This window comes from Buttiauxella sp. B2 (genome assembly GCF_006376615.1).
Classification (GTDB): domain Bacteria; phylum Pseudomonadota; class Gammaproteobacteria; order Enterobacterales; family Enterobacteriaceae; genus Buttiauxella.
In genome coordinates, this window is record NZ_VEXQ01000001.1 from 95684 (window position 1) to 115095 (window position 19412).

General features: G+C 47.2%; 19 protein-coding genes. 9 read left to right on the top strand and 10 right to left on the bottom strand.

Annotation, left to right across the window (positions count from 1 at the left end; genetic code table 11):
- Window positions 1–130 precede the first annotated feature (130 nt).
- The 3 genes from FH968_RS00565 to FH968_RS00575 are packed head-to-tail and all read left to right on the top strand — an operon-like array spanning window position 131 to window position 2666.
- Window positions 131–1531, top strand: a complete 1401-nt coding sequence (locus FH968_RS00565) for a cytochrome ubiquinol oxidase subunit I (protein WP_139876454.1) — start codon at window positions 131–133, stop codon at window positions 1529–1531.
- Complete coding sequence (cydB, locus tag FH968_RS00570) at window positions 1531–2544, top strand: cytochrome d ubiquinol oxidase subunit II (protein ID WP_139876455.1); 1014 nt, start codon at window positions 1531–1533, stop codon at window positions 2542–2544. Before FH968_RS00565 ends, cydB begins: the two co-directional genes overlap by 1 nt.
- Complete coding sequence (locus FH968_RS00575) at window positions 2544–2666, top strand: DUF2474 domain-containing protein (RefSeq protein WP_139876456.1); 123 nt, start codon at window positions 2544–2546, stop codon at window positions 2664–2666. The genes cydB and FH968_RS00575 overlap by 1 nt, the downstream gene beginning before the upstream one ends.
- On the opposite strand, the gene FH968_RS00580 is transcribed toward FH968_RS00575, so the two are convergent.
- Genes FH968_RS00580 through nrfB form a run of 3 tightly spaced genes read right to left on the bottom strand, consistent with a single transcriptional unit; the run spans window position 2667 to window position 8535 of the window.
- The gene (locus FH968_RS00580) at window positions 2667–3530 is read right to left on the bottom strand and encodes a DUF4434 domain-containing protein (protein ID WP_139876457.1); all 864 of its coding nucleotides are present in this window, start codon (window positions 3528–3530) and stop codon (window positions 2667–2669) included. It abuts the gene before it with no gap.
- The gene (locus FH968_RS00585) at window positions 3530–6313 is read right to left on the bottom strand and encodes a tetratricopeptide repeat protein (protein WP_139876458.1); all 2784 of its coding nucleotides are present in this window, start codon (window positions 6311–6313) and stop codon (window positions 3530–3532) included. The genes FH968_RS00580 and FH968_RS00585 overlap by 1 nt, the downstream gene beginning before the upstream one ends.
- Complete coding sequence (gene nrfB / locus FH968_RS00590) at window positions 6310–8535, bottom strand: cyclic di-3',5'-guanylate-activated glycosyltransferase NrfB (RefSeq protein WP_139876459.1); 2226 nt, start codon at window positions 8533–8535, stop codon at window positions 6310–6312. Before nrfB ends, FH968_RS00585 begins: the two co-directional genes overlap by 4 nt.
- A 325-nt stretch (window positions 8536–8860) precedes the next feature.
- Between nrfB and FH968_RS00595 the strand changes: the two genes are divergently transcribed.
- Together FH968_RS00595 and FH968_RS00600 are read left to right on the top strand one after the other, a co-directional pair.
- Window positions 8861–9190, top strand: a complete 330-nt coding sequence (locus FH968_RS00595) for an SMR family transporter (protein WP_139876460.1) — start codon at window positions 8861–8863, stop codon at window positions 9188–9190.
- Window positions 9191–9399: 209 nt separating this feature from the next.
- The gene (locus FH968_RS00600; RefSeq protein ID WP_223271254.1) at window positions 9400–9645 is read left to right on the top strand and encodes a DUF2554 family protein; all 246 of its coding nucleotides are present in this window, start codon (window positions 9400–9402) and stop codon (window positions 9643–9645) included.
- Between the two features lie 305 nt (window positions 9646–9950).
- Here FH968_RS00600 and FH968_RS00605 read toward each other — a convergent pair whose 3' ends face one another.
- The 4 genes from FH968_RS00605 to FH968_RS00620 all read right to left on the bottom strand — a co-directional run bounded on the left by FH968_RS00605 (window position 9951) and on the right by FH968_RS00620 (window position 13490).
- Window positions 9951–10505, bottom strand: a complete 555-nt coding sequence (locus FH968_RS00605; RefSeq protein ID WP_139876461.1) for a hypothetical protein — start codon at window positions 10503–10505, stop codon at window positions 9951–9953.
- A 475-nt stretch (window positions 10506–10980) separates the two neighbouring features.
- Window positions 10981–12099 (bottom strand): S-(hydroxymethyl)glutathione dehydrogenase/class III alcohol dehydrogenase, encoded by a 1119-nt coding sequence (locus FH968_RS00610; RefSeq protein WP_139876462.1) that lies wholly within the window; start codon window positions 12097–12099, stop codon window positions 10981–10983.
- Window positions 12100–12147: 48 nt separating this feature from the next.
- Complete coding sequence (locus tag FH968_RS00615; RefSeq protein WP_139876463.1) at window positions 12148–12423, bottom strand: metal/formaldehyde-sensitive transcriptional repressor; 276 nt, start codon at window positions 12421–12423, stop codon at window positions 12148–12150.
- 782 nt (window positions 12424–13205) lie between these two features.
- Window positions 13206–13490, bottom strand: a complete 285-nt coding sequence (locus tag FH968_RS00620; RefSeq protein WP_139876464.1) for a hypothetical protein — start codon at window positions 13488–13490, stop codon at window positions 13206–13208.
- A 347-nt stretch (window positions 13491–13837) separates the two neighbouring features.
- Here FH968_RS00620 and FH968_RS00625 point away from each other — a divergent pair, with 347 nt between their 5' ends.
- On the top strand, window positions 13838–14347 hold the full coding sequence (locus FH968_RS00625) for a hypothetical protein (protein WP_139876465.1): 510 nt from the start codon (window positions 13838–13840) through the stop codon (window positions 14345–14347).
- Window positions 14348–14434: 87 nt separating this feature from the next.
- Here the strand turns inward: FH968_RS00625 and FH968_RS00630 are convergent, their stop codons facing one another.
- On the bottom strand, window positions 14435–14983 hold the full coding sequence (locus FH968_RS00630; protein WP_139876466.1) for a helix-turn-helix domain-containing protein: 549 nt from the start codon (window positions 14981–14983) through the stop codon (window positions 14435–14437).
- A 102-nt stretch (window positions 14984–15085) separates the two neighbouring features.
- On the opposite strand from FH968_RS00630, the gene FH968_RS00635 reads away from it, so the two are divergent.
- Both FH968_RS00635 and FH968_RS00640 read left to right on the top strand, forming a co-directional pair.
- Window positions 15086–15748, top strand: coding sequence for an AzlC family ABC transporter permease (locus FH968_RS00635; RefSeq protein WP_139876467.1), 663 nt, complete (start codon window positions 15086–15088; stop codon window positions 15746–15748).
- The gene (locus FH968_RS00640) at window positions 15748–16071 is read left to right on the top strand and encodes an AzlD domain-containing protein (protein ID WP_139876468.1); all 324 of its coding nucleotides are present in this window, start codon (window positions 15748–15750) and stop codon (window positions 16069–16071) included. Before FH968_RS00635 ends, FH968_RS00640 begins: the two co-directional genes overlap by 1 nt.
- 4 nt (window positions 16072–16075) lie before the next feature.
- Here FH968_RS00640 and cybB read toward each other — a convergent pair whose 3' ends face one another.
- Window positions 16076–16606: a cytochrome b561 gene (gene cybB / locus FH968_RS00645; RefSeq protein WP_139876469.1), complete on the bottom strand. Its 531-nt coding sequence runs from the start codon at window positions 16604–16606 to the stop codon at window positions 16076–16078.
- A gap of 191 nt (window positions 16607–16797) precedes the next feature.
- On the opposite strand from cybB, the gene gap reads away from it, so the two are divergent.
- Window positions 16798–17799, top strand: coding sequence for a type I glyceraldehyde-3-phosphate dehydrogenase (gene gap, locus FH968_RS00650; protein ID WP_139876470.1), 1002 nt, complete (start codon window positions 16798–16800; stop codon window positions 17797–17799).
- 46 nt (window positions 17800–17845) lie between these two features.
- On the opposite strand, the gene dbpA is transcribed toward gap, so the two are convergent.
- A complete protein-coding gene (gene dbpA / locus FH968_RS00655; protein ID WP_139876471.1) occupies window positions 17846–19219 on the bottom strand; it encodes an ATP-dependent RNA helicase DbpA in 1374 nt (457 codons plus the stop codon).
- Window positions 19220–19412 lie beyond the last annotated feature (193 nt).

Consider the following 19412-nt stretch of genomic DNA (forward strand, 5'->3'; position numbering starts at 1 on the left):
TTTATATCAGTTAGCTAAAAATACGATAATTTTGCTAACTGTTATAGATAAATAACGCATTTCTGTTTCTGCTCAAGGTTGACGCATCGGATTACCCTACTGTTGACGTTCTTGTGCCATGAGGTTGTGCATGTTTGGTTTAGATGCTTTTCATCTTGCGAGGATTCAGTTTGCGTTTACTGTTTCCTTCCACATTATTTTCCCCGCTATCACCATCGGGCTTGCCAGTTATCTGGCGGTGCTCGAAGGGTTATGGCTGAAATCAAAAAATCCGGTTTATCGTTCTTTATACGATTTTTGGTCGAAGATCTTCGCCGTTAACTTTGGTATGGGCGTGGTATCTGGCCTGGTAATGGCTTATCAGTTCGGCACTAACTGGAGTGGTTTTTCGCAGTTCGCCGGAAGCATTACCGGCCCGCTGCTGACTTATGAAGTGCTTACGGCATTTTTCCTTGAGGCCGGGTTCCTTGGCGTGATGCTTTTTGGTTGGAAGCGCGTCGGGCCAGGGTTGCACTTCTTTGCCACCTGCATGGTGGCGCTGGGCACAATTATTTCGACCTTCTGGATACTGGCGTCCAATAGCTGGATGCAGACACCACAAGGCTTTGAAATCCACAACGGCCAGGTTGTGCCGGTTGACTGGTTTGCGGTGATATTTAACCCATCTTTCCCTTATCGCTTGCTGCATATGTCTGTAGCAGCATTCCTGAGCAGTGCATTTTTTGTCGGGGCTTCAGCCGCCTGGCATTTGCTGCGTGGTAATAAAACTCCTGCCATTAAAACCATGTTTTCGATGGCGCTGTGGATGGCGTTAATCGTTGCTCCGCTGCAAGCCATGATTGGCGATATGCACGGCCTTAATACGTTGAAGTACCAGCCAGCAAAAATCGCTGCTATTGAAGGACACTGGGAAAACGTGCCGGGCGAACCAACGCCACTGTTGTTGTTTGGCTGGCCGGATATGGAACAAGAGCGCACACGTTTCGGGCTGGAAATTCCCGCGCTCGGCAGTCTTATCCTCACCCATAGTCTGGATAAACAAGTTCCGGCGCTCAAAGAGTTCCCAAAAGAAGACCGTCCTAATTCCACCATGGTGTTCTGGTCGTTCCGAATTATGGCGGGGCTGGGCATGTTGATGATTCTGGCTGGGGCATTCAGTTTGTGGTTACGCTATCGCCATCGATTGTACGAAAGCCGCCCGTTCCTGCGATTTATGCTGTGGATGGGACCATCCGGACTTATCGCCATTCTTGCTGGTTGGGTGACCACCGAAGTGGGCCGCCAGCCTTGGGTGGTATACGGTTTACTACGCACCAAAGACGCCGTTTCGGCACATGGCGATTTGCAGATGAGCATCAGCCTGCTGACCTTCTTTGTGGTTTACATGTCGGTATTTGGCGTGGGTTACAGCTACATGGTTAGGCTAATCAAAAAAGGGCCGCAGCCGTTTGATGATGACACCCCTTCCGCTCACGGCACTCCTTCGCGCCCGCTTTCTGCGGTAACAGAATCACTTAAGGAGCCACACTAATGGGCGTTGATCTGTCAGTTATCTGGTTTGTGATTATTGTGTTCGCCACGTTGATGTACATCGTGATGGACGGTTTTGACTTGGGCATCGGCATTCTGTTCCCTTTTGTGCGTGGAGCAGAAGACCGCGATGTGATGGTTAATAGTGTGGCACCAGTGTGGGATGGCAATGAAACCTGGCTGGTGTTAGGCGGTGCTGCATTATTCGGCGCGTTTCCGCTGGCCTACGCCGTCATTATTGATGCGCTGACCATTCCGCTTTCCTTTATGCTTATTGGGTTAATCTTTCGCGGTGTCGCTTTTGAGTTCCGCTTTAAAGCAACGCCTGCACACCGGCCTTTCTGGGATAGAGCGTTTATTGGCGGCTCGATTCTGGCGACATTTTGCCAGGGCGTGGTAGTTGGTGCGGTAATCGAAGGCTTCCCGGTAACGGGGCGGGCATTTAGCGGCACACAACTAGACTGGATAACACCGTTTAATCTGTTCTGCGGCGTCGGACTGGTCGTGGCTTATGCACTGCTGGGTGCAAGTTGGCTGGTGATGAAAAGTGAAGACCCGTTGCTAAAAACGATGCGTAAAGTGATGAAGCCGCTATTGCTCATCATGCTGGCAATCATCGCGATTATCAGTATCTGGACGCCACTTACGCACCCGGCGATTGCCGAACGCTGGTTCAGCCTGCCAAATATCTACTACTTGTTACCCGTTCCGATTCTGGTGGTGTTGTGCAGCATCTGGTTATGGAAAGCCGTCGGTTCAGAAAACAGTTGGCACAGCACACCATTTTTACTGACGTTAGGCCTGATTTTCCTCGGTTTTAGCGGGTTGGGTATCAGTATCTGGCCGTATATCATTCCGCCGTCAATTACCATTTGGCAAGCCGCAGCACCACCGCAAAGCCAGGGCTTTATGCTGGTTGGCGCGCTCTTTATTATCCCAATAATTCTGGTTTACACCTTCTGGAGTTACTACGTTTTCCGTGGAAAGGTACAGCATGGTGAGGGGTATCACTGATGAAACAGACCGCGAGTCGTTTAATGTGGATGGTACTGTTATGGGGCGGCAGTGTTTTGGCACTGACCGCAGTGGGGATGGGGTTCCGGCTACTGATGAACGCAGCCGGATTTAAGTCCTGATTATTGGGCCAACACACCGTTGGCCGCATTCATATAACGTAGCGAGAAGTAAACCCTGTCCTGCCCATGCGGGACGGGAGTCGACAACCACTTCTGTTGATAAGCCGCAGGTGCCGAAACCGCTTTAAATGGTGTGGCATGTTTGTCCTGGCGAAACAGCTCTATCACGTGACCCGCAGCAGGTGCTTTCAGATACAACTCCCGCTCAGTCTTCGTCAGTACTTGTGTTCCTGCACCATCTTGCACCCATACTTTCACACCGCTGTGACTCAGCGTTGCCACCCATTTACGGTAAGTATCCGGCGTCATGTTTCCGGCAAAAAAACTGCTCACGGCCACCGGTTTATCGGCAACGGCTGCCAGCGATAAACGCGTTTTATACAGCCAGTCTTGCGCTATTTGTTGCATTTGCGGGCCGCGCCAGCGCCGGTCATCAAGTTCGCTGCTGATATACCAGCCAGCTATCGACTTATCACCCAGCACCTTGACCCAACGCTTTGCTACCGCAACGTCATCTGCACGCAAATGATTGAGATAGTTTTCCAGCGCGGATGGCGGCTGTTTTTGCCGTTCGAAGAATTGCCCGTCAGCCGCAAGGCCGATAACCAGTTTCAGGCCATTGGCGGTAGTCAGCTGTGCTTTGTGTTCAAGCCAGGCGCGGGATTCACCGTCACGAAACGCATCATCATAGCGGCTCCACTGCAACACCAGCGTGTTAATTCCCTGCCCTTTAAGTTTGCTCAACACGCTCTGCCACTGTGCGTCAGTCACGGTGGTGTCGCGTAATTGCGGTTGATACATCACTGCGTTCATAGCATTGGCAAAGGGAGAAACCAGCAGCAACGTGGTTATTAGAATTTTCATTACCAGCGTGCTCCTAATGTCAGGAAAAGGCTATTTCTGGAATCCATATCGCGGTTATGACCTGAGAACGCATGCTGATATTCCAGGCCCACACTCACTTTGTGTGGGTAGGCGTTGTAATGTGTCTCACCAAACCACGTATTGAATCTCACACCAACGCCACCCAGTGTGTTATCGCGATACGGGGAATCGGTGCTGACGTTGTACTGGGCATGCCAGTAAGGCTCAATCGTTTGGTGCTGACTCGTTTTCTGATGCCAGCTCATGCGGTAATCCGCGGTATAAAGCTGATAATCGGCTTTCACGAAATGCGCCGCATCCAGATATAGGTTTTGTGCCATCCAACCCTTTCCGGTTGGATGCCAGTCATCGCTATATTTCCCATCGTTAAAGAACGAGGCACTGGCGCGTAACATGACGTCGCTTTTGCCATCATGATGTCCAAGTGGAATTTGTTGTTCAGCCGCCAGATAAATAACCTGGTTTCGCAGCGGTTTCCAGCGAACACCGACGCCAAGCATCGGCTCATACACTGGCATAAAGTTGCTATTGCCATCGCTTTCGCTGCCGGCAAAAATGCGGCTGTAAACGGAAAGTTGGTCACCGTCGATGATTTGGTTTTTACCAATGCGGTACTCCGCCTCAACTTGCTCATAGCTACGGTAGCTTTTGTTTTGCTGCACACCGTTGCCACCACCTGCACTATTAAGGGAGTTTGGCGTTAAACCAAACGAGCCGTCATAGGTAAATGTCCAACGACGTTCACTGTCCTCGTGAATACGACGAAACTCAAAACGATCTTCTTTTTGCTTGTCACTCAGTTTTTGATGCGGCGTGAGAGTGTTATCAATGTCATCCACTACCCGCTCGCTGTATTCGCGCGTTTTCGGTTTATCGTCCAAACGCTCGTTGAGATACACCAACTGTCGGGTAATTTCAGGCGAGTGTGGATAATAGGCTGCCCGAGCTTTTTCCAGGGCATCACGGGATTCACGATACTTCCCTTGTGCTAACAGCGCGAACCCACGGGAAGCATCGTCTTGTGCAGTCACTGAATCGAGTTTCAGATCTGGCATACCACGTTGCCAGGCAAGATTTTGCCAGTACGCAAACGCCTTATCATCCCCCAAAATTTTCGCACCGCGCGCGGCTGCCTGTACGTCGTCATCCACCATTTCAGCAACAGGGACCTGTGCCCAGCTCGCTTGCGCCAGTTTGTAGTCTTCTGCAGCATAGGCCAGATAAGCCACCTGGCGCTGATAGTAAGGTGACGCAGAGCGAGTTACGGCTTGTTGCGCGGCATATAAAGCAAGACCCGGCTGCCCTGGATAACATTGCGCCAGGTGAGACCAACTTTCAGCGTCATACTGCGACGACAAATCACCCAATAAATTGCGCACAATGGTGCAGTTTTCTGGGCCCTGGAACAACCGCGCCTGAGCCATACGTTGTGAAGCTGTCGGTAACGGTTTGGCCATCCGAGCTTTACTTTCGTCAGCCAGCCATTCCGGGTGCTCATTAAGTTGGGTATACAGACGAGTGCTCAGAGAATGCTGAAACTGACCAGCCTGATTAAACGGCCAGTAATGCAGCAGCAACTCGGTGGCCATTTTCTTTTGTCCCTGTAAAACCAGTTGATAGCTGACGGTTTCCAGTTCACGCGGTGATAAACCACGCGTTTTGTTGATTACATTAGTGAGCTGCATGATCGACTGCGTATCTTTACGCGCAAGGCTTAATGCCAGTCGCTGGTCGAGTGCTTGCGTTCCAGGGAAGGTGTTCAGCAGGTCATTCGCCCCTTGCCAATCACCTTTTTGAATACTGATTGGGACTAAGGTTGTTAAGAAGTACTTTTTGTTTTCCTGATACTTAACTGCCCAACCGGCTACGGCACTACCAGGGGTCTGGCTGTATGTCGCCAGTAATCTTAGCCAATTACGTTCTTCTGCCGGGGTATCAAATACCGGTTTATGGCTTGCAAGATAACGGCGCAGTGGCGTCAAAGCATTACGTTCAGCCAGCGACTGTGCGTAGGCAAGTTGCATACCGGCACTGTTCATCACGCCCTGGCTTTGCAAATCTAAAATTCGTTGGTCACGCTGCATGTGCAACAAAATAGCAAACCACTGTTGATACTGCGCTTCACTCAGTGTTGCTTCGCCATCCAGTAGTGCAAATCCTTGATCCGCTGCGGTCCACTGTTGCAGGAAAATGGCACGTTGTGTGTAGTTATCCGCTAACTGACGCCCTTCTTTCGAGTGACGGAATTGCGCGTCAGAAAGTTGAGCGCGAGCAATTTCTAATTGCTTGAGTTTGAGAGCGTAGTTCCCCACTTCACTGCGACAGCGAATAGTTGGCGCTGCGTCGCAATGTTGTTGCAACGCCCGCAACTGCTCAACGGTTTTGATTTCCGGAGCAGGTACAGGAATGACCTCCAGTGCACGCTGAAGGTCTGGATTTTGCGGTTTATTCTTCAGCGCATTTTCCAGCAATGCCTGCGCTTTCTGGTTGTATCCAAAATGGCGATACGCCTCTGCCAACCATAAAGTCAGGCGCACACTTTCAGGCGCCATTTCATGCGCATGTTCAAAACTACTCAGCGCCCGGACTTCATCGTTCGCTTTCATGGCTTTCTGCGCCCGCTCAATGTGTGGATACACCTTGAAATAGCGGTAATCATTGAGGCCAAGATCTTGTTTTGATCCTTCCTCAGCAGCCTGTGCTGGGGTGGCGACCAGTACGCCACAAATTAGCGCCGCCAGTGGGGCCATCCGTCTGTTCATGACGCATCCTCTACCAGGCGTGCCTGTTGTAAACGGCTGATACCGATGTTTTGCAATAAGGTGGCCATTGAAGGTTGCAGTTTCTTCTGCTGGTTCAGCGCATGGTTAACAATATGCTGACTTACAACACCTTCCTGCACCAGAAACTCACCAAACATCAAATCACTGCGTTCATAGCGCAACAACACCGCGCGAAGAACCGCCTCATTTAAATGAGATTCGTTGCTCAATACTTCGGCAAATAAAAGCTGGCCAGAGACATAGGTATCCCAGATTTCATCAGCCTTTTCCTGAGTGAGCAGATGATCTTTCACTGCATTTTCCAGTAATTGCTTTTCTTTCGTTGATTGCCCGTTACCGTACCAATGACGCAGGCCAATAACGACCTGGCCTCTTGGCACAATGACATAACTGACGTTACGCCCAACTTTACGGCCAAGAGCCGCCAGTGAAACCGGATCAATGCTGCTTTCACAAGCGAGCACCAGGGTTTCTCCTTCAAGGCGCAACGGCAATACTGCATGATGCTGTGCTACTTTCGCGGGAACACTTTGTATCAGCTCGACATCAAGCGCGAGAGGATCGATAGACTCCATCGGTACATCAGCCTGTTTCGCTAACGCCACAGCAAGCTGCTGCGCCGTGATATAACCCAATTTTACCAGGCTACCACCCAACTTCAGGCCAGGAATACGGTTTTGCAACGCCTCTTCAAGTTGCGCCTGAGTAATGACGCCAGAATCCACCAGGATATAACCCAAAGGTTGAGCGGAACGATGATTGCTGACGGTCGGGAAATCATGCGTGGTTTTATCCCATGCAACGCGACGAGGATCACCGTGCTGGATAACCTGCTTAATCGCCCGCCAGTTCGCCATAAAGTTAATCAGGTTGCCCCAGAACAGACGAGGAATCACAAGCAGGCCTTGCGCCAACCCGTAATAGCCCGTGACGAAAATCATGCGTTGTAGGATGCGGTTGGACATCAGAAGAAAGTTAATCCACAGCAGTAGTGTCAACCATGAACCGCCAACAAAGATGGACAGGAATTGCCATGCACCATCAACGGAGCGTTGATAAATCATAATGGCGACGAGTTGCAGCATTAGCAGCATCGCAGCAAAGCTTAGAAAGTTTGCAATTGCACCTTTACGGTCACGCCATAGGAAATAGTTCAGGATTGGGCTTGGGCTCCAACGGTGTGTTTTAAATCCCTGGAAGACAATACCGATGATCCAGCGTGATTTTTGTCGTACCGCTGTCGCGAAGGTGTCCGGGAAATATTCGCGAACACAGATAACATTTGCAGTACGGGTGCGTTGACCAAAAGGTTTTGAAGAAGTGTCGCTTTTATCCACCACGGGAAATCGACAAAAAATCTCTTCCATTCCTTTTTGGCGCAAACGGAAGCCGATATCGTAGTCCTCGGTCAAACTCTGTACGTCAAACGCAATGCCATCACCATCGGCCAACAGCGCCAAAACCGCACGGCGGCTAAAACATGTACCAACGCCTGCGCTAGGCACCTGCCCGGCTAATGCTTCACGAACCGGTACGTCTTTACCATGTAGTTCAGAAAACTCATCCAGATAGCTCAGGCTAGTGAAGTGCGTCCATTTGCGCTCAAACGGATAGACAGGAATTTGAATTAAGTCTTTGCGATCGACCAGATAGTTGAAAAGACGTAGCTCAAGGGGAGAAATAACATCTTCCGCATCGTGAAGAATAAACCCAGAAAAGTGAAAACGTGCGCTACGTTCAAACTGCAAAATTGCGTCGAGAATATTGTTCAGGCAATCCGCTTTGCTGGTGGGACCAGGTCGTGCGCACACCACTTTGTGAACGTTAGGAAAGCGAGCACAGACTTCATCGACATCGCGTTGGGTATCCGGATCATTAGGATAAGTGCCGACAAAGATATGGTAATTCTCATAATCCAGAGAGTTGGCGGCAAGACGCGCCATGTTACCGATAACACCAGTTTCATTCCATGCGGGAACCATAATAGCCAGCGCTTTTTCTTGTGGCTCATAAAGGGCTTTATAGTCCAGATGATCGTTAGTACGGTATATCGTAGCGGAACGCCATACGCGACGAACCCAATACACAATATCAATAAATAAGTCATCAATTCCGCTAATTAGCATCAATATCGCTAGTGTAATAGCGATGATTTTCAAACCGTAGAGATACGTTGAAAAGTAATCAACAAACCAGTCCATTTTCTACCCCGGAGGCCATGTGAAACCCAGTACTACTATCCACAAGAGGTCTGACGTAGTGATGATTAGGCCTCGCATGTTACCGGTATCATAAAGCAATAAAATAATTCCACAAAGATTATAAATTCATAATTCACTTTGTAAGCAACAATGAAAAGTTTACATAAAGTGTAAAGCCAGTGTTTACAACCACAATAACCATCAACCACAGAATATAAATAACATGAAAATGATAAGCATATTTTCATGGTAAAGATTCACATTTCTTGCCATGGCTAGCTTTCGTCATTACATTGACGGCCTGAAACTGTGCGGGGGAACGGACATGACTTACATCTGGCTAATTGTGGCAATCGTCGCAGAAGTGATTGCGACCACTTCACTGAAACTCTCGGAAGGCTTCAGCCGTTTATGGCCGAGCGTGATTACCATCCTGTTCTACGGCGTGGCATTTTATTGTCTTTCTATAACTATGCGCACTGTCCCTACCGGCATTATTTATGCGATATGGTCAGGTGCCGGAATTGTACTGATTGGTGCGGTGGGCTGGATATTTTTGGGACAAAAACTCGACTGGCCTGCGATTGCTGGAATGGCATTAATTATTTTGGGCGTGTTAGTCATCAATCTGTTTTCAAAATCGGTCGCGCATTAATCTTCGCTTCAAAACTGTGCTGCCGCCCTGTTCTACAGCCAAAGGCGCAGCAGTATGCCATATCAATTGTTAACCAACGGTATACCAAAACTCATCTGATTAACCTTTTACACTGCTGACATTTCTTTTGTTTTCTTTCTAAAAGCTGAATAGTAACTGATCGAAATTATCTATACAGTGAGTCCGTCACGTTAATGAGGTTGAAGGTAATGGTTAAACAATTGAGGTCAAAAGCAGGGATGATTTTGTTGCTGATAAGTGCGGCGCTATTTTCAGGCCAAACGGCGGCACAACGTCATGGCCATCTTTATTTGATTATCAAAAGTGCAGATATGCTGCTGCGCCACCAGGCAGACAGTGATGAACTCCGCCAGGCCGCCGAAGATTCCGCCGCTGATTTACGTGAACACCATTACCACGTAAATCAGCGGCGTCCGGGAAGTTATCTACTATAAGCTTCTCACATTACTCAGTGAGGCATCATCAGCGGCGTCACCCTGCCTTTGTAAGGCATAAACCATTTCCTGTGTATCTATAGCCCGCAAGGCTTGAACCAGAGGCAAGCAACAGAACGATGGCCACTATAATATTATTATCCATAAGAACAATACCCACCCTTATTTTTCTCATTGCTAATTTCTGCTAATCGTTGCGTTGAATCCCTTACTCCATATACCATATAAAATTAAATACATTCTATTTTATGGGTATCTTACACTCCCTCTCTCCATAAAAAGCGTGCAAATGTATTTCAGATATATTAATGATTATCTACAGTAGAGGGTTCCTCATTATCACCATATAGGTTGTCTGCAAGTTCACTTGGCCACTCTTGCAACAAGCTACATTCATAAACATGCGAACCTAAAGACATCGTATAATGTGTGGCCTTTTTATCATCAGAAACACTACCCCATATAATAGAAATGAGTTCATTGTCTATAGGAATATATTCTTTAGATATGGCATCATATTTTACAGGAGAGTATTTAGTGATTTGGTGTTCATTAGTTAAAGCTACTTCTGATTGAAACAAATCCATTTGATTTGTTTTTTTATTTATTAGCCCGATGATGGCTAAACCTTCCTTGGTAGTTGTCATCTGGAGTTGAATGTTTTTCCCACAGACCTGATGCGCTTTAGCTGCTATTCCACCTAACATTGGTGCGCCAAAAGCAAAGGCGGAGCCTGGCAACATGACGGAAAAAATGAAAAGCACTCTAATGTTTATTCTTTTCATCTTTCCCAATTGTAATTTCGTATGATTTCTCAGTCCAAAATTGGACTGAGAAATCACTTCCAATAACTTATTCATAAACAACACCTATTGATTGATATTTATTATACACTGAGGTTATATGTCTGACTTGCTAGCAAATCCACACCGCAGTTTATTAATTCGTATTTTTGAAACGTAGCAGAAAATGCGCAAATGCGTATTGGAAAGATAAATACTGATACTTTATTGACCTGCAACCTACAAAACGTTACAGATTGATGGTGAATAAAGATTAGGGACAGTTTAGTGATTAATAGCACTCGGTTCATTCGAGCACTCAAATAGAGCTGGCGCGCCAGTTAAGGCTATATAAATCAAGAAGCTTTAGTTCACGTGAAAGTACTGCCAAGAGTGGAATGTCAGATTACGGAATTTAGTAACTTTATAAAGACGACGCTGGACTCATTAGCGGATTGAATGCGAGAACATAGCGAATGTCTGGAAGAGTGAATGTTAGGAAACCCCTCACCAATTTGCTCAATTGTTAAATCGGTGAGGGTTAGCTTAGCGGTTATTTATCGCCAAAATGGATAACGGTACGAATCGACTTCCCTTCGTGCATCAGATCGAAGGCTTCGTTGATTTGCTCAAGCGGCATACGGTGAGTGATAAACGGATCGAGGTTTATTTTGCCAACCATCGCGTCTTCCACCATGCCAGGTAATTGCGTGCGCCCTTTCACACCACCAAAAGCCGAGCCACGCCAAACACGCCCCGTCACCAACTGGAATGGACGCGTTTTGATTTCCTGGCCTGCACCTGCAACACCGATAATCACGCTTTCACCCCAACCTTTATGACAACACTCGAGTGCTGAGCGCATCACGTTCACGTTACCGATACATTCAAAGCTGAAATCCACCCCGCCGTCGGTCAACTCAACAATCACGTCCTGAATCGGTTTTTCGTGATCTTTCGGGTTGATACAGTCAGTTGCACCCATTTCGGTGGCAAGTTTGAATTTCTCCGGATTAGTGTCGATAGCCAGAATACGTCCAGCTTTCGCCTGCACAGCCCCCTGAATTACTGCCAGACCAATACCGCCCAGGCCGAACACCGCAACGGTATCGCCCTCTTTCACTTTCGCCGTATTGTGTACCGCGCCGATGCCCGTGGTTACGCCACAGCCTAGCAAGCAGACTTTATCCAACGGTGCCTGTGAGTTAACTTTAGCCAGTGAGATTTCAGCAACAACGGTGTACTCACTGAACGTGCTGGTGCCCATGTAGTGGTATATCGGCTCGCCATTGTAAGAAAAACGCGTGGTGCCATCTGGCATCAGGCCTTTACCTTGCGTTGCGCGTACGGCCTGGCAAAGGTTGGTTTTGCCGGATTTACAGAACTTACACTCGCGACATTCTGCGGTGTATAAAGGAATGACATGGTCACCAGGCTTTAGGCTGGTGACACCTTCACCCACTTCGACAACAATCCCACCGCCTTCGTGTCCGAGTACCGCAGGGAATACACCTTCAGGATCGTCTCCCGATAAGGTGAATGCATCGGTGTGGCACACACCGGTATGAGTAATTTTTACCAGCACTTCGCCTTTACGCGGCGGTGCTACGTCAATTTCAACAATTTCCAGCGGTTTACCTGGGCCAAATGCAACTGCAGCACGTGATTTCATGTTCTTCTTCCGTCGTCAGGTGGGAGTGAGTTTTGTTTTTGATAAGAACTATTTTAGATATGAGCGGATTAAATTACCGACTTCCGCCATGCGCACAGCACGTTGGTCTTCGGATGTATCCCCCGCGACCAGTTCGTCTTTTAAATGGATTTCCATCATTTCGCCCATCAGGCCATTGGCGGCACCGCGCACGGCGGCGATTTGTTGCAAAATTGCGATGCAAGGATCACCATTTTCCAACGCGCGCTCCAATGCTTCAGTCTGGCCGCGAATTCGTCGTACGCGAGTAAGAATGCGTTTTTTGTCTTCAGGTGAATGTGGCATCTTGGCCTCCTGATACTATAGGGGGGTATTGTACATTAAATTTTATCTTATTGATAAAATTGTATTTACTATAATTATCAATGAATTATGCAATCCTGTGACAGACATAGACATGCAGATAAATTCGATCGCGTAGCTCGGTGTGCCATGCATCAAAGGTTCTCTTTATGAAATAGCATAGTGGGAAGCGCTAATAACGATTACTTACGTGATAGCCGTCAGTTTTTAAACGTAAACTTTGTGTCATTTTTAACGGCTTTTAATATAAAAACCTTCAGGCATTAACCGACGATATTTAATAAGGTAATCACACGTGGAAATATTTATCTCGATATCCGGAATTATTATGGCTGTGATTGTGTATTTTTGGATATTCCCGTCTAGCAATAGCCCATTTACATTGCTTTGGGAGGACTTACCTAAAAAAGAACAATATATGCAAGAGCATCCTACCGAGGTGAACGCAGAAGGATCTCCGCAATGCTTCCATTGCCACTCAGACAAATTACTTGATACCGGGCTTAACCACTTTACAGACTACAGGCGTATTACCACATGCACAAAATGTAAAAGTAGATTATGGCGAGAGCAATTGTAAAGAATTTTTATATATGCAAAACGATGGGGTGTCACGAGCAATAGCTCGCAAACGAGTCACTCTACCTGAACGCAATCAGATATCTATAATAGCGGCATTTCAACTTTGCTATTTCATCTACATCCTCAAGCCATGAAAAAGCCCCGGCATATACCAGGGCTTGAAAATAAAATGCTTAGCCTAATTAGTGATGATCGTCATATTGGTGTTCAATTACCATGCCTTCAGCAACACTGGCAACATGGCGTGCACGCTGGTGGTATACCGGTGTAGGTACAGCCACTGGTGCTGGGGCAACATATACAGTTTGTGGTGCTGTGCTGGCAACATTGATAGCCTGGGAGACGGTGACAGATGAAGGTACCACCACCACTTTATAACCGCTAGGCACATCCACCGTTACATTTTGCGCCATTGCTGAACTCATCCCACTAACCACAACAATTGCCAGAAAGAGAACTTTTTTCATAAAAACATTAATCCGCTATGTAATTAGAATGTGCAACATGCGTAACAAATATTAAGTTGCACTTTTATGGTCATAAAAACATGAAGAGCCTTTAATATAAAAATAGAAACAACAAGCCAAACAATAAATAATGTAAGAATATGATTCCGCCAGCACAGTAACGCTGCATGACAATAATCAATTTCAAATAAATTCAATTAGCTTTAAGTGCGATTGCTATAGAGATTAAATTATACATAAAAACAATGGTTTATAACCTTACATTCACCGTAAAAATATTATTCAGCCATTTTAATCAAGCAATTCCTCGCGGAGTCCTTATGATGCTGATCTTTTAGGAGAAATTCATGTATAAAAAATTTTGTGTTATCTTCATGGCAACGCTTTGTTATCTACCCGTAGCTCAAGCATCATGGAAAACAACAACAGAAGATGATGTGTTCACCGCGCAAAAGAAAGCACAAATGGATGCTGATATATCTGGTCATAATCAGGCTTTAATCTTTAACTGCTCACAAAATAATTTAACGATGAGTGAGGTTGAAAAAGACCCAAACACTTCAGTTACTACTATAAAAAAATATACAACAATAGTGAAAATTGATAACAACGATCCGGTAGTTTTTGACACTACTTTAAGCCGCAGAAACCCTGATTACCTACAACTTAAAACAAGCCAAACTGACAAGATAAAAATCGTTCTTAAACAGCTTAAAGACCAATCGTCCAAAAAAGATTTTATGATAGGAACAGCAGATAGTAAGGGAACCCCTTTATCCTCTTACACAGGTTCCGTATCGTTTGCTAAAAAGGCAATAAATAAATTTATTGCCACCTGTAATATCAAGATTGACTAAAACTTCAATAGCAAAATAGAAGGTTAAATAACCCCTTTTACTATAAAGGGGTATATCTCTCTTATATTCAGAGAATTATTCAGTCTTTTAATTCTGCTCAGCAATTAGAATCGCCATCGTATCGGCTTCCAGCGCTTTAAACAGATGCCCCTCGTCTGCCGGGTAGCAAATATAGTCACCTGTCATCAACTCCTGCGCGTTGTCTATCGTGCCGACCAACGCCTTACCCTGCGTAACAATAATGTGCTCTACGGAACCCGCAGGATGGGGATCCGAACGTCGTTCTTCGCCGGGTTGCGTCATCAATAAGTAAACGTCACGCCTGGCTCCCGGTGGGCATGTCGCCAGCAATATAGCCTGGTAGTCCGCGTGTTCTGACACCACTTTGGTACCTTCCCCCTTGCGGATAACCTGCGTCTGGCTACCTTGTGGCTCAAGCAGCTTCGCAAAAGGAATGTTGAGCGCTCCACATAGTGCCCATAAAGTTTCAAGACTCGGGTTTCCGTTGCCAGCTTCTAATTGAGAAAGCGTGGATTTCGCAATGCTGGCGCGTCTGGCGACTTCTGCGAGTGATAAATTGGCCCTTTCGCGTTCTCTGACCAGGCTCTTAGCAATGATGTCGATCGGTTGTGTCATCGTCATATCCATTTCGTTCGTTAAATCGAACAAATCGTTCGCTTGAACATTTTATAAATTGTGTTCATTATAATGCACATTACGTTCGTTATGAGAAAAATTATGTTGCCTGCACGTTTCTCTGCCGTGTCCAGCGAATCTAAAAAAGCGATTTTTTTGATTTGCCTCGCTGTTGGTGTGGTGGGAATTTCTTACGGTTCGCTATCTATCGCTTACGGTTTCCCTCTTTGGCTTCCCGTCCTCTCCTCGATAGTGGTATTAGCGGGTGCATCAGAATTCATGTTTATTGCCATTATCGCCAGCGGTGGTAGTCCTATTGCTGCCGCGATTGCTGGTCTGTTGGTTAACGCTCGTCATTTCCCTTTCGGGATTGCGGTGCGTGAGTTGGTAGGCTCGCGTATGGCGAGCTATATCGGCTGCCATATTATGAACGATGAAAGTGTGGTGTTCGGTTTGTCACAGTCGACTCCCGAAGCGCGTAAAGCAGCTTATTGGCTTTGCGGGATTGGGGTTGCGATATTCTGGCCACTCGGCACGCTGCTTGGCAGCGTTGTTGGCAAGCTGTTACCTGCACCGGAAATTATCGGCCTGGATGCGGTGTTCCCGACGATATTATTGGCATTGGTTATTCCCGCATTTAAAAACCGCACCACCGCACTTCGTTCTATGGCTGGTGCCGCAATTTCGTTGGTTGCAGTTCCCTTTACGCCGGTTGGCATTCCTGTTTTGTTATCACTGCTGGGAATATTCGCGAGGAAGAAATAATGACCGAAACTATGAAGATTATTGCGGGCCTCGCCTTATTATCTACCGGAACCTATTTGATGCGTCTGGCTGGGGCGAAACTGGGTAACCGGCTTGTATTCTCTGAAGCGGCTAAATCACGGCTTTCAGATGCGGCAACCATATTGCTTTTTTCGGTCGCCATCGCCACCACCTTTTATGAGAATGATCATTTTGCTGGCATGGCGCGAGTGACTGGCGTAGCAATTGCCGTATTTCTGGCATGGCGCAAAGTACCACTGATTATCGTGATTGTTGTATCCGCGTTAATCACTGCAACATTGCGCCATTTCGGGCTAGCGTAGCCGCTTACTGTTTTTTCCCAGGCATCATGCGCAGCAGCGTATTGTCCTTCCACACATAATGGTGGAACAGCGCTGCAAATGCATGAATACCAATAACAAAGTAGCCAATGTTGGCGATAAGTTCATGGTAGCTTTTTAGAGCGAACTCCATATCTTCATCAGGTTCAACGGCATGCGGCATCGAAATGCCAAACACTGACCAGTCGCTACCTTTGAAATACACTGTCATGAAGCCCAAAATCGGGAGCACGATAAACATCAAATAGATGATCGTATGAAGCAAATGTGACATCCCCGTGATTGCCGGATGCTGTTTCGGTGTTATCGCTGGGGCTCGGTATTTGATACGCACCAGCAGGCGCGCAATCATCAAAAAGAACACACTTATCCCACACGTAACGTGAGTGGCGTTGAAGATTGGCCGATATGAACGCGGCGCAAAACCTTTCAATTCCATTGCGCAATAAGCCCCCACTATCAATAAAAAAACCAACCAATGAAGTGTTATCTGTAACGAGGTGTATTTGCTGCGCATTTAGGGAGTCCTGCTGAGTCATTATGATTTTTCCAGGATAGCGGCTAATACTTAGAAAATCATTAACATCCGGAGAATTTATCTAACATTTCCCTTACGCATGCTGGTTTGCGGCCTCTCTGTTTATGAACTATCACTAGTGTTGATTAAGAATTCAGCTCTTTTCCGCGATTAAAAGTGAGGTTCATGTCATGAAAAAAATCGGTATCAATGGTTTTGGTCGCATTGGCCGACTGGTATTACGCCGCGTTCTTGAGACAAAAAGTGAAGTGGAAATTGTCTCCATCAACGATCTTACCTCGCCAAAAGTTCTGGCTTACTTACTGAAATATGACTCCAGCTACCGTAACTTCGACGGAACGGTAGATTACACCGACGATTCGTTGATTGTGAACGGTAAGAAAATTGCGGTGTACGCCGAAAAAGACGCCAAAAATATTCCGTGGGGAAAAGACGGCGTTGAAATAGTGATTGAATGCACAGGTTTCTATACTTCAGAAGAGAAAGCTCACGCACATTTGGATGCAGGAGCGAAGAAAGTGCTGATTTCAGCACCCGCTGGTGACATGAAAACCATCGTTTTCAACGTTAACTGCAACACCATTACGGCCGAGGACAAAATCCTCTCCGTTGCGTCCTGCACCACTAACTGCCTCGCACCAATGGCGAAAGCGTTGCACGACAACTTCGGTGTTAAACTCGGAACTATGACCACTATCCACGCTTATACCGGTACGCAATCGCTGGTTGATGGGCCGCGCGGTAAAGATCTACGCGCTTCTCGTGCCGCTGCACAAAATATCATTCCACATTCTACTGGTGCGGCGAAAGCGATTGGTCTGGTTATCCCTGAACTCCAAGGCAAGCTCAAAGGACACGCGCAACGTGTGCCGACGCTCACAGGTTCAGTGACTGAATTGGTGTCGATTCTCGAGAAAAAAGTCACAGTTGACGAGATTAACGCTGCCCTGAAAAAGGCGACGGAAGGCAATGAATCGTTTGGTTATACCGATGAGGAAATTGTTTCGTCTGATATCGTCGGCACACACTTCGGTTCAGTGTTCGACGCGACGCAAACTGAAGTGACGGAAGTCGGTGATTTACAACTGGTGAAAACGGTGGCCTGGTACGATAACGAGTACGGGTTCGTGACGCAGTTGGTGAGAGTATTAGACGCGGTTGCGAAAGAATAAAGGTGGCCTTCTCCCTGCTGGAATAGCAGGGAGAGGTTTTAAAGAGTTACTTCAGCAAACGTACGCGAACCCCTTTGCCCTTAATCTTACCTTGCTGTAACTGCTTCCAGGCATTACTCGCAACAGACTGGCGAACAGCAACGTAAACATGCATCGGATGCACATCAATTTTACCGATATCCGCGCCATCCAGACCCATGTCTCCCGTCAACGCACCGAGAATATCACCTGGGCGCATTTTCGCTTTTTTGCCGCCATCAATGCACAACGTGGCCATTGCCGCTTCAAGAGGTTTGATGGTGCCGCCGGTTGGTGCCGGCTGCCAGTTCAAAGACAAATTCAGCATTTCAGCTAACACGCTGGCACGTTGCGCTTCTTCTGGTGCACACAGGCTAATTGCCAGGCCACTTTCACCAGCGCGAGCTGTACGACCAATACGGTGAACGTGAACTTCCGGATCCCACGACAGCTCGTAGTTAATGACCATTTCCAGCGCTTTAATATCCAGACCACGCGCGGCAACATCGGTTGCCACCAGCACACGGCTACTGCCGTTAGCAAAACGCACCAGCGTTTGATCACGGTCGCGCTGTTCCATGTCACCATGAAGTGCAAGCACGCTTTGGTTGCTTTCGCTCAATGCATCGCATACGGCCTGGCAGTCTTTCTTGGTATTACAGAACACCACGCAAGATGCGGGCTGATGCTTGCTCAGCAATTTTTGCAGCAGGCTGATTTTACCGTTGCGCGAGATTTCATAGAACTGCTGTTCCACGGACGGTAATTCATCTACTGAATCAATTTCGATAGTTTCAGGTGAACGCTGAACACGAGAGCTAATAGCCGCAATTGCCGTCGGCCAGGTTGCAGAGAACAGCAACGTTTGTCGATCCTGCGGCGCATGACTAATCACTTCGTCGATTGCGTCGGCAAAACCCATATCCAGCATACGGTCGGCTTCGTCCAGCACCAGAGTTTGCAGAGCATCTAACTTAACCGTCTCTTTTTTCAGGTGATCGAGCAAACGGCCTGGCGTTGCCACAATCACATGAGGAGCATGTTGCAGTGAGTCACGCTGCGCACCAAATGGTTGACCACCGCATAACGTCAAAATTTTAATATTCGGCATATAACGCGCAAGGCGACGTAATTCTTTAGCCACCTGGTCGGCCAGCTCGCGCGTTGGGCACAAAACTAACGACTGAGTAATAAACTGGCTAGCGTCAATGTGTTGCAGTAAACCCAAACCAAATGCAGCCGTTTTACCACTGCCGGTTTTCGCCTGAGCGCGGACATCTTTCCCAGCCAGTATCGCGGGTAATGCAGCCGCCTGAACAGGCGTCATGGCGTGATAACCAAGTTCAGTGAGATTGGCGAGTTGCTCTGCTGGCAGAACGTTTAGGGTAGAAAAAGATGTCACGATTATACTCTCAATTAATGGGCTGTCAGACAGCGTCTGGCGCGCATGTTAGCAGATTTGAGGGGGTAACGCGGCAGTTTCCAGTAAATTAGCTAGCCTGGATGGTGACTCACGCCTGACGGCATCTATTAGAAATCATTTTAAAATCATAAAAACAGATGAGGGTTAGCCATACAACCAGGGATTTAACTGT

Coding starts and splice junctions, on each gene's coding strand:
- FH968_RS00565 (WP_139876454.1), top strand. CDS start 131: ATGTTTGGTTTAGATGCTTTTCATCTTGCGAGGATTCAGTTTGCGTTT.
- cydB (WP_139876455.1), top strand. CDS start 1,531: ATGGGCGTTGATCTGTCAGTTATCTGGTTTGTGATTATTGTGTTCGCC.
- FH968_RS00575 (WP_139876456.1), top strand. CDS start 2,544: ATGAAACAGACCGCGAGTCGTTTAATGTGGATGGTACTGTTATGGGGC.
- FH968_RS00580 (WP_139876457.1), bottom strand. CDS start 3,530: ATGAAAATTCTAATAACCACGTTGCTGCTGGTTTCTCCCTTTGCCAAT.
- FH968_RS00585 (WP_139876458.1), bottom strand. CDS start 6,313: ATGAACAGACGGATGGCCCCACTGGCGGCGCTAATTTGTGGCGTACTG.
- nrfB (WP_139876459.1), bottom strand. CDS start 8,535: ATGGACTGGTTTGTTGATTACTTTTCAACGTATCTCTACGGTTTGAAA.
- FH968_RS00595 (WP_139876460.1), top strand. CDS start 8,861: ATGACTTACATCTGGCTAATTGTGGCAATCGTCGCAGAAGTGATTGCG.
- FH968_RS00600 (WP_223271254.1), top strand. CDS start 9,400: ATGGTTAAACAATTGAGGTCAAAAGCAGGGATGATTTTGTTGCTGATA.
- FH968_RS00605 (WP_139876461.1), bottom strand. CDS start 10,505: ATGAATAAGTTATTGGAAGTGATTTCTCAGTCCAATTTTGGACTGAGA.
- FH968_RS00610 (WP_139876462.1), bottom strand. CDS start 12,099: ATGAAATCACGTGCTGCAGTTGCATTTGGCCCAGGTAAACCGCTGGAA.
- FH968_RS00615 (WP_139876463.1), bottom strand. CDS start 12,423: ATGCCACATTCACCTGAAGACAAAAAACGCATTCTTACTCGCGTACGA.
- FH968_RS00620 (WP_139876464.1), bottom strand. CDS start 13,490: ATGAAAAAAGTTCTCTTTCTGGCAATTGTTGTGGTTAGTGGGATGAGT.
- FH968_RS00625 (WP_139876465.1), top strand. CDS start 13,838: ATGTATAAAAAATTTTGTGTTATCTTCATGGCAACGCTTTGTTATCTA.
- FH968_RS00630 (WP_139876466.1), bottom strand. CDS start 14,983: ATGACACAACCGATCGACATCATTGCTAAGAGCCTGGTCAGAGAACGC.
- FH968_RS00635 (WP_139876467.1), top strand. CDS start 15,086: ATGTTGCCTGCACGTTTCTCTGCCGTGTCCAGCGAATCTAAAAAAGCG.
- FH968_RS00640 (WP_139876468.1), top strand. CDS start 15,748: ATGACCGAAACTATGAAGATTATTGCGGGCCTCGCCTTATTATCTACC.
- cybB (WP_139876469.1), bottom strand. CDS start 16,606: ATGCGCAGCAAATACACCTCGTTACAGATAACACTTCATTGGTTGGTT.
- gap (WP_139876470.1), top strand. CDS start 16,798: ATGAAAAAAATCGGTATCAATGGTTTTGGTCGCATTGGCCGACTGGTA.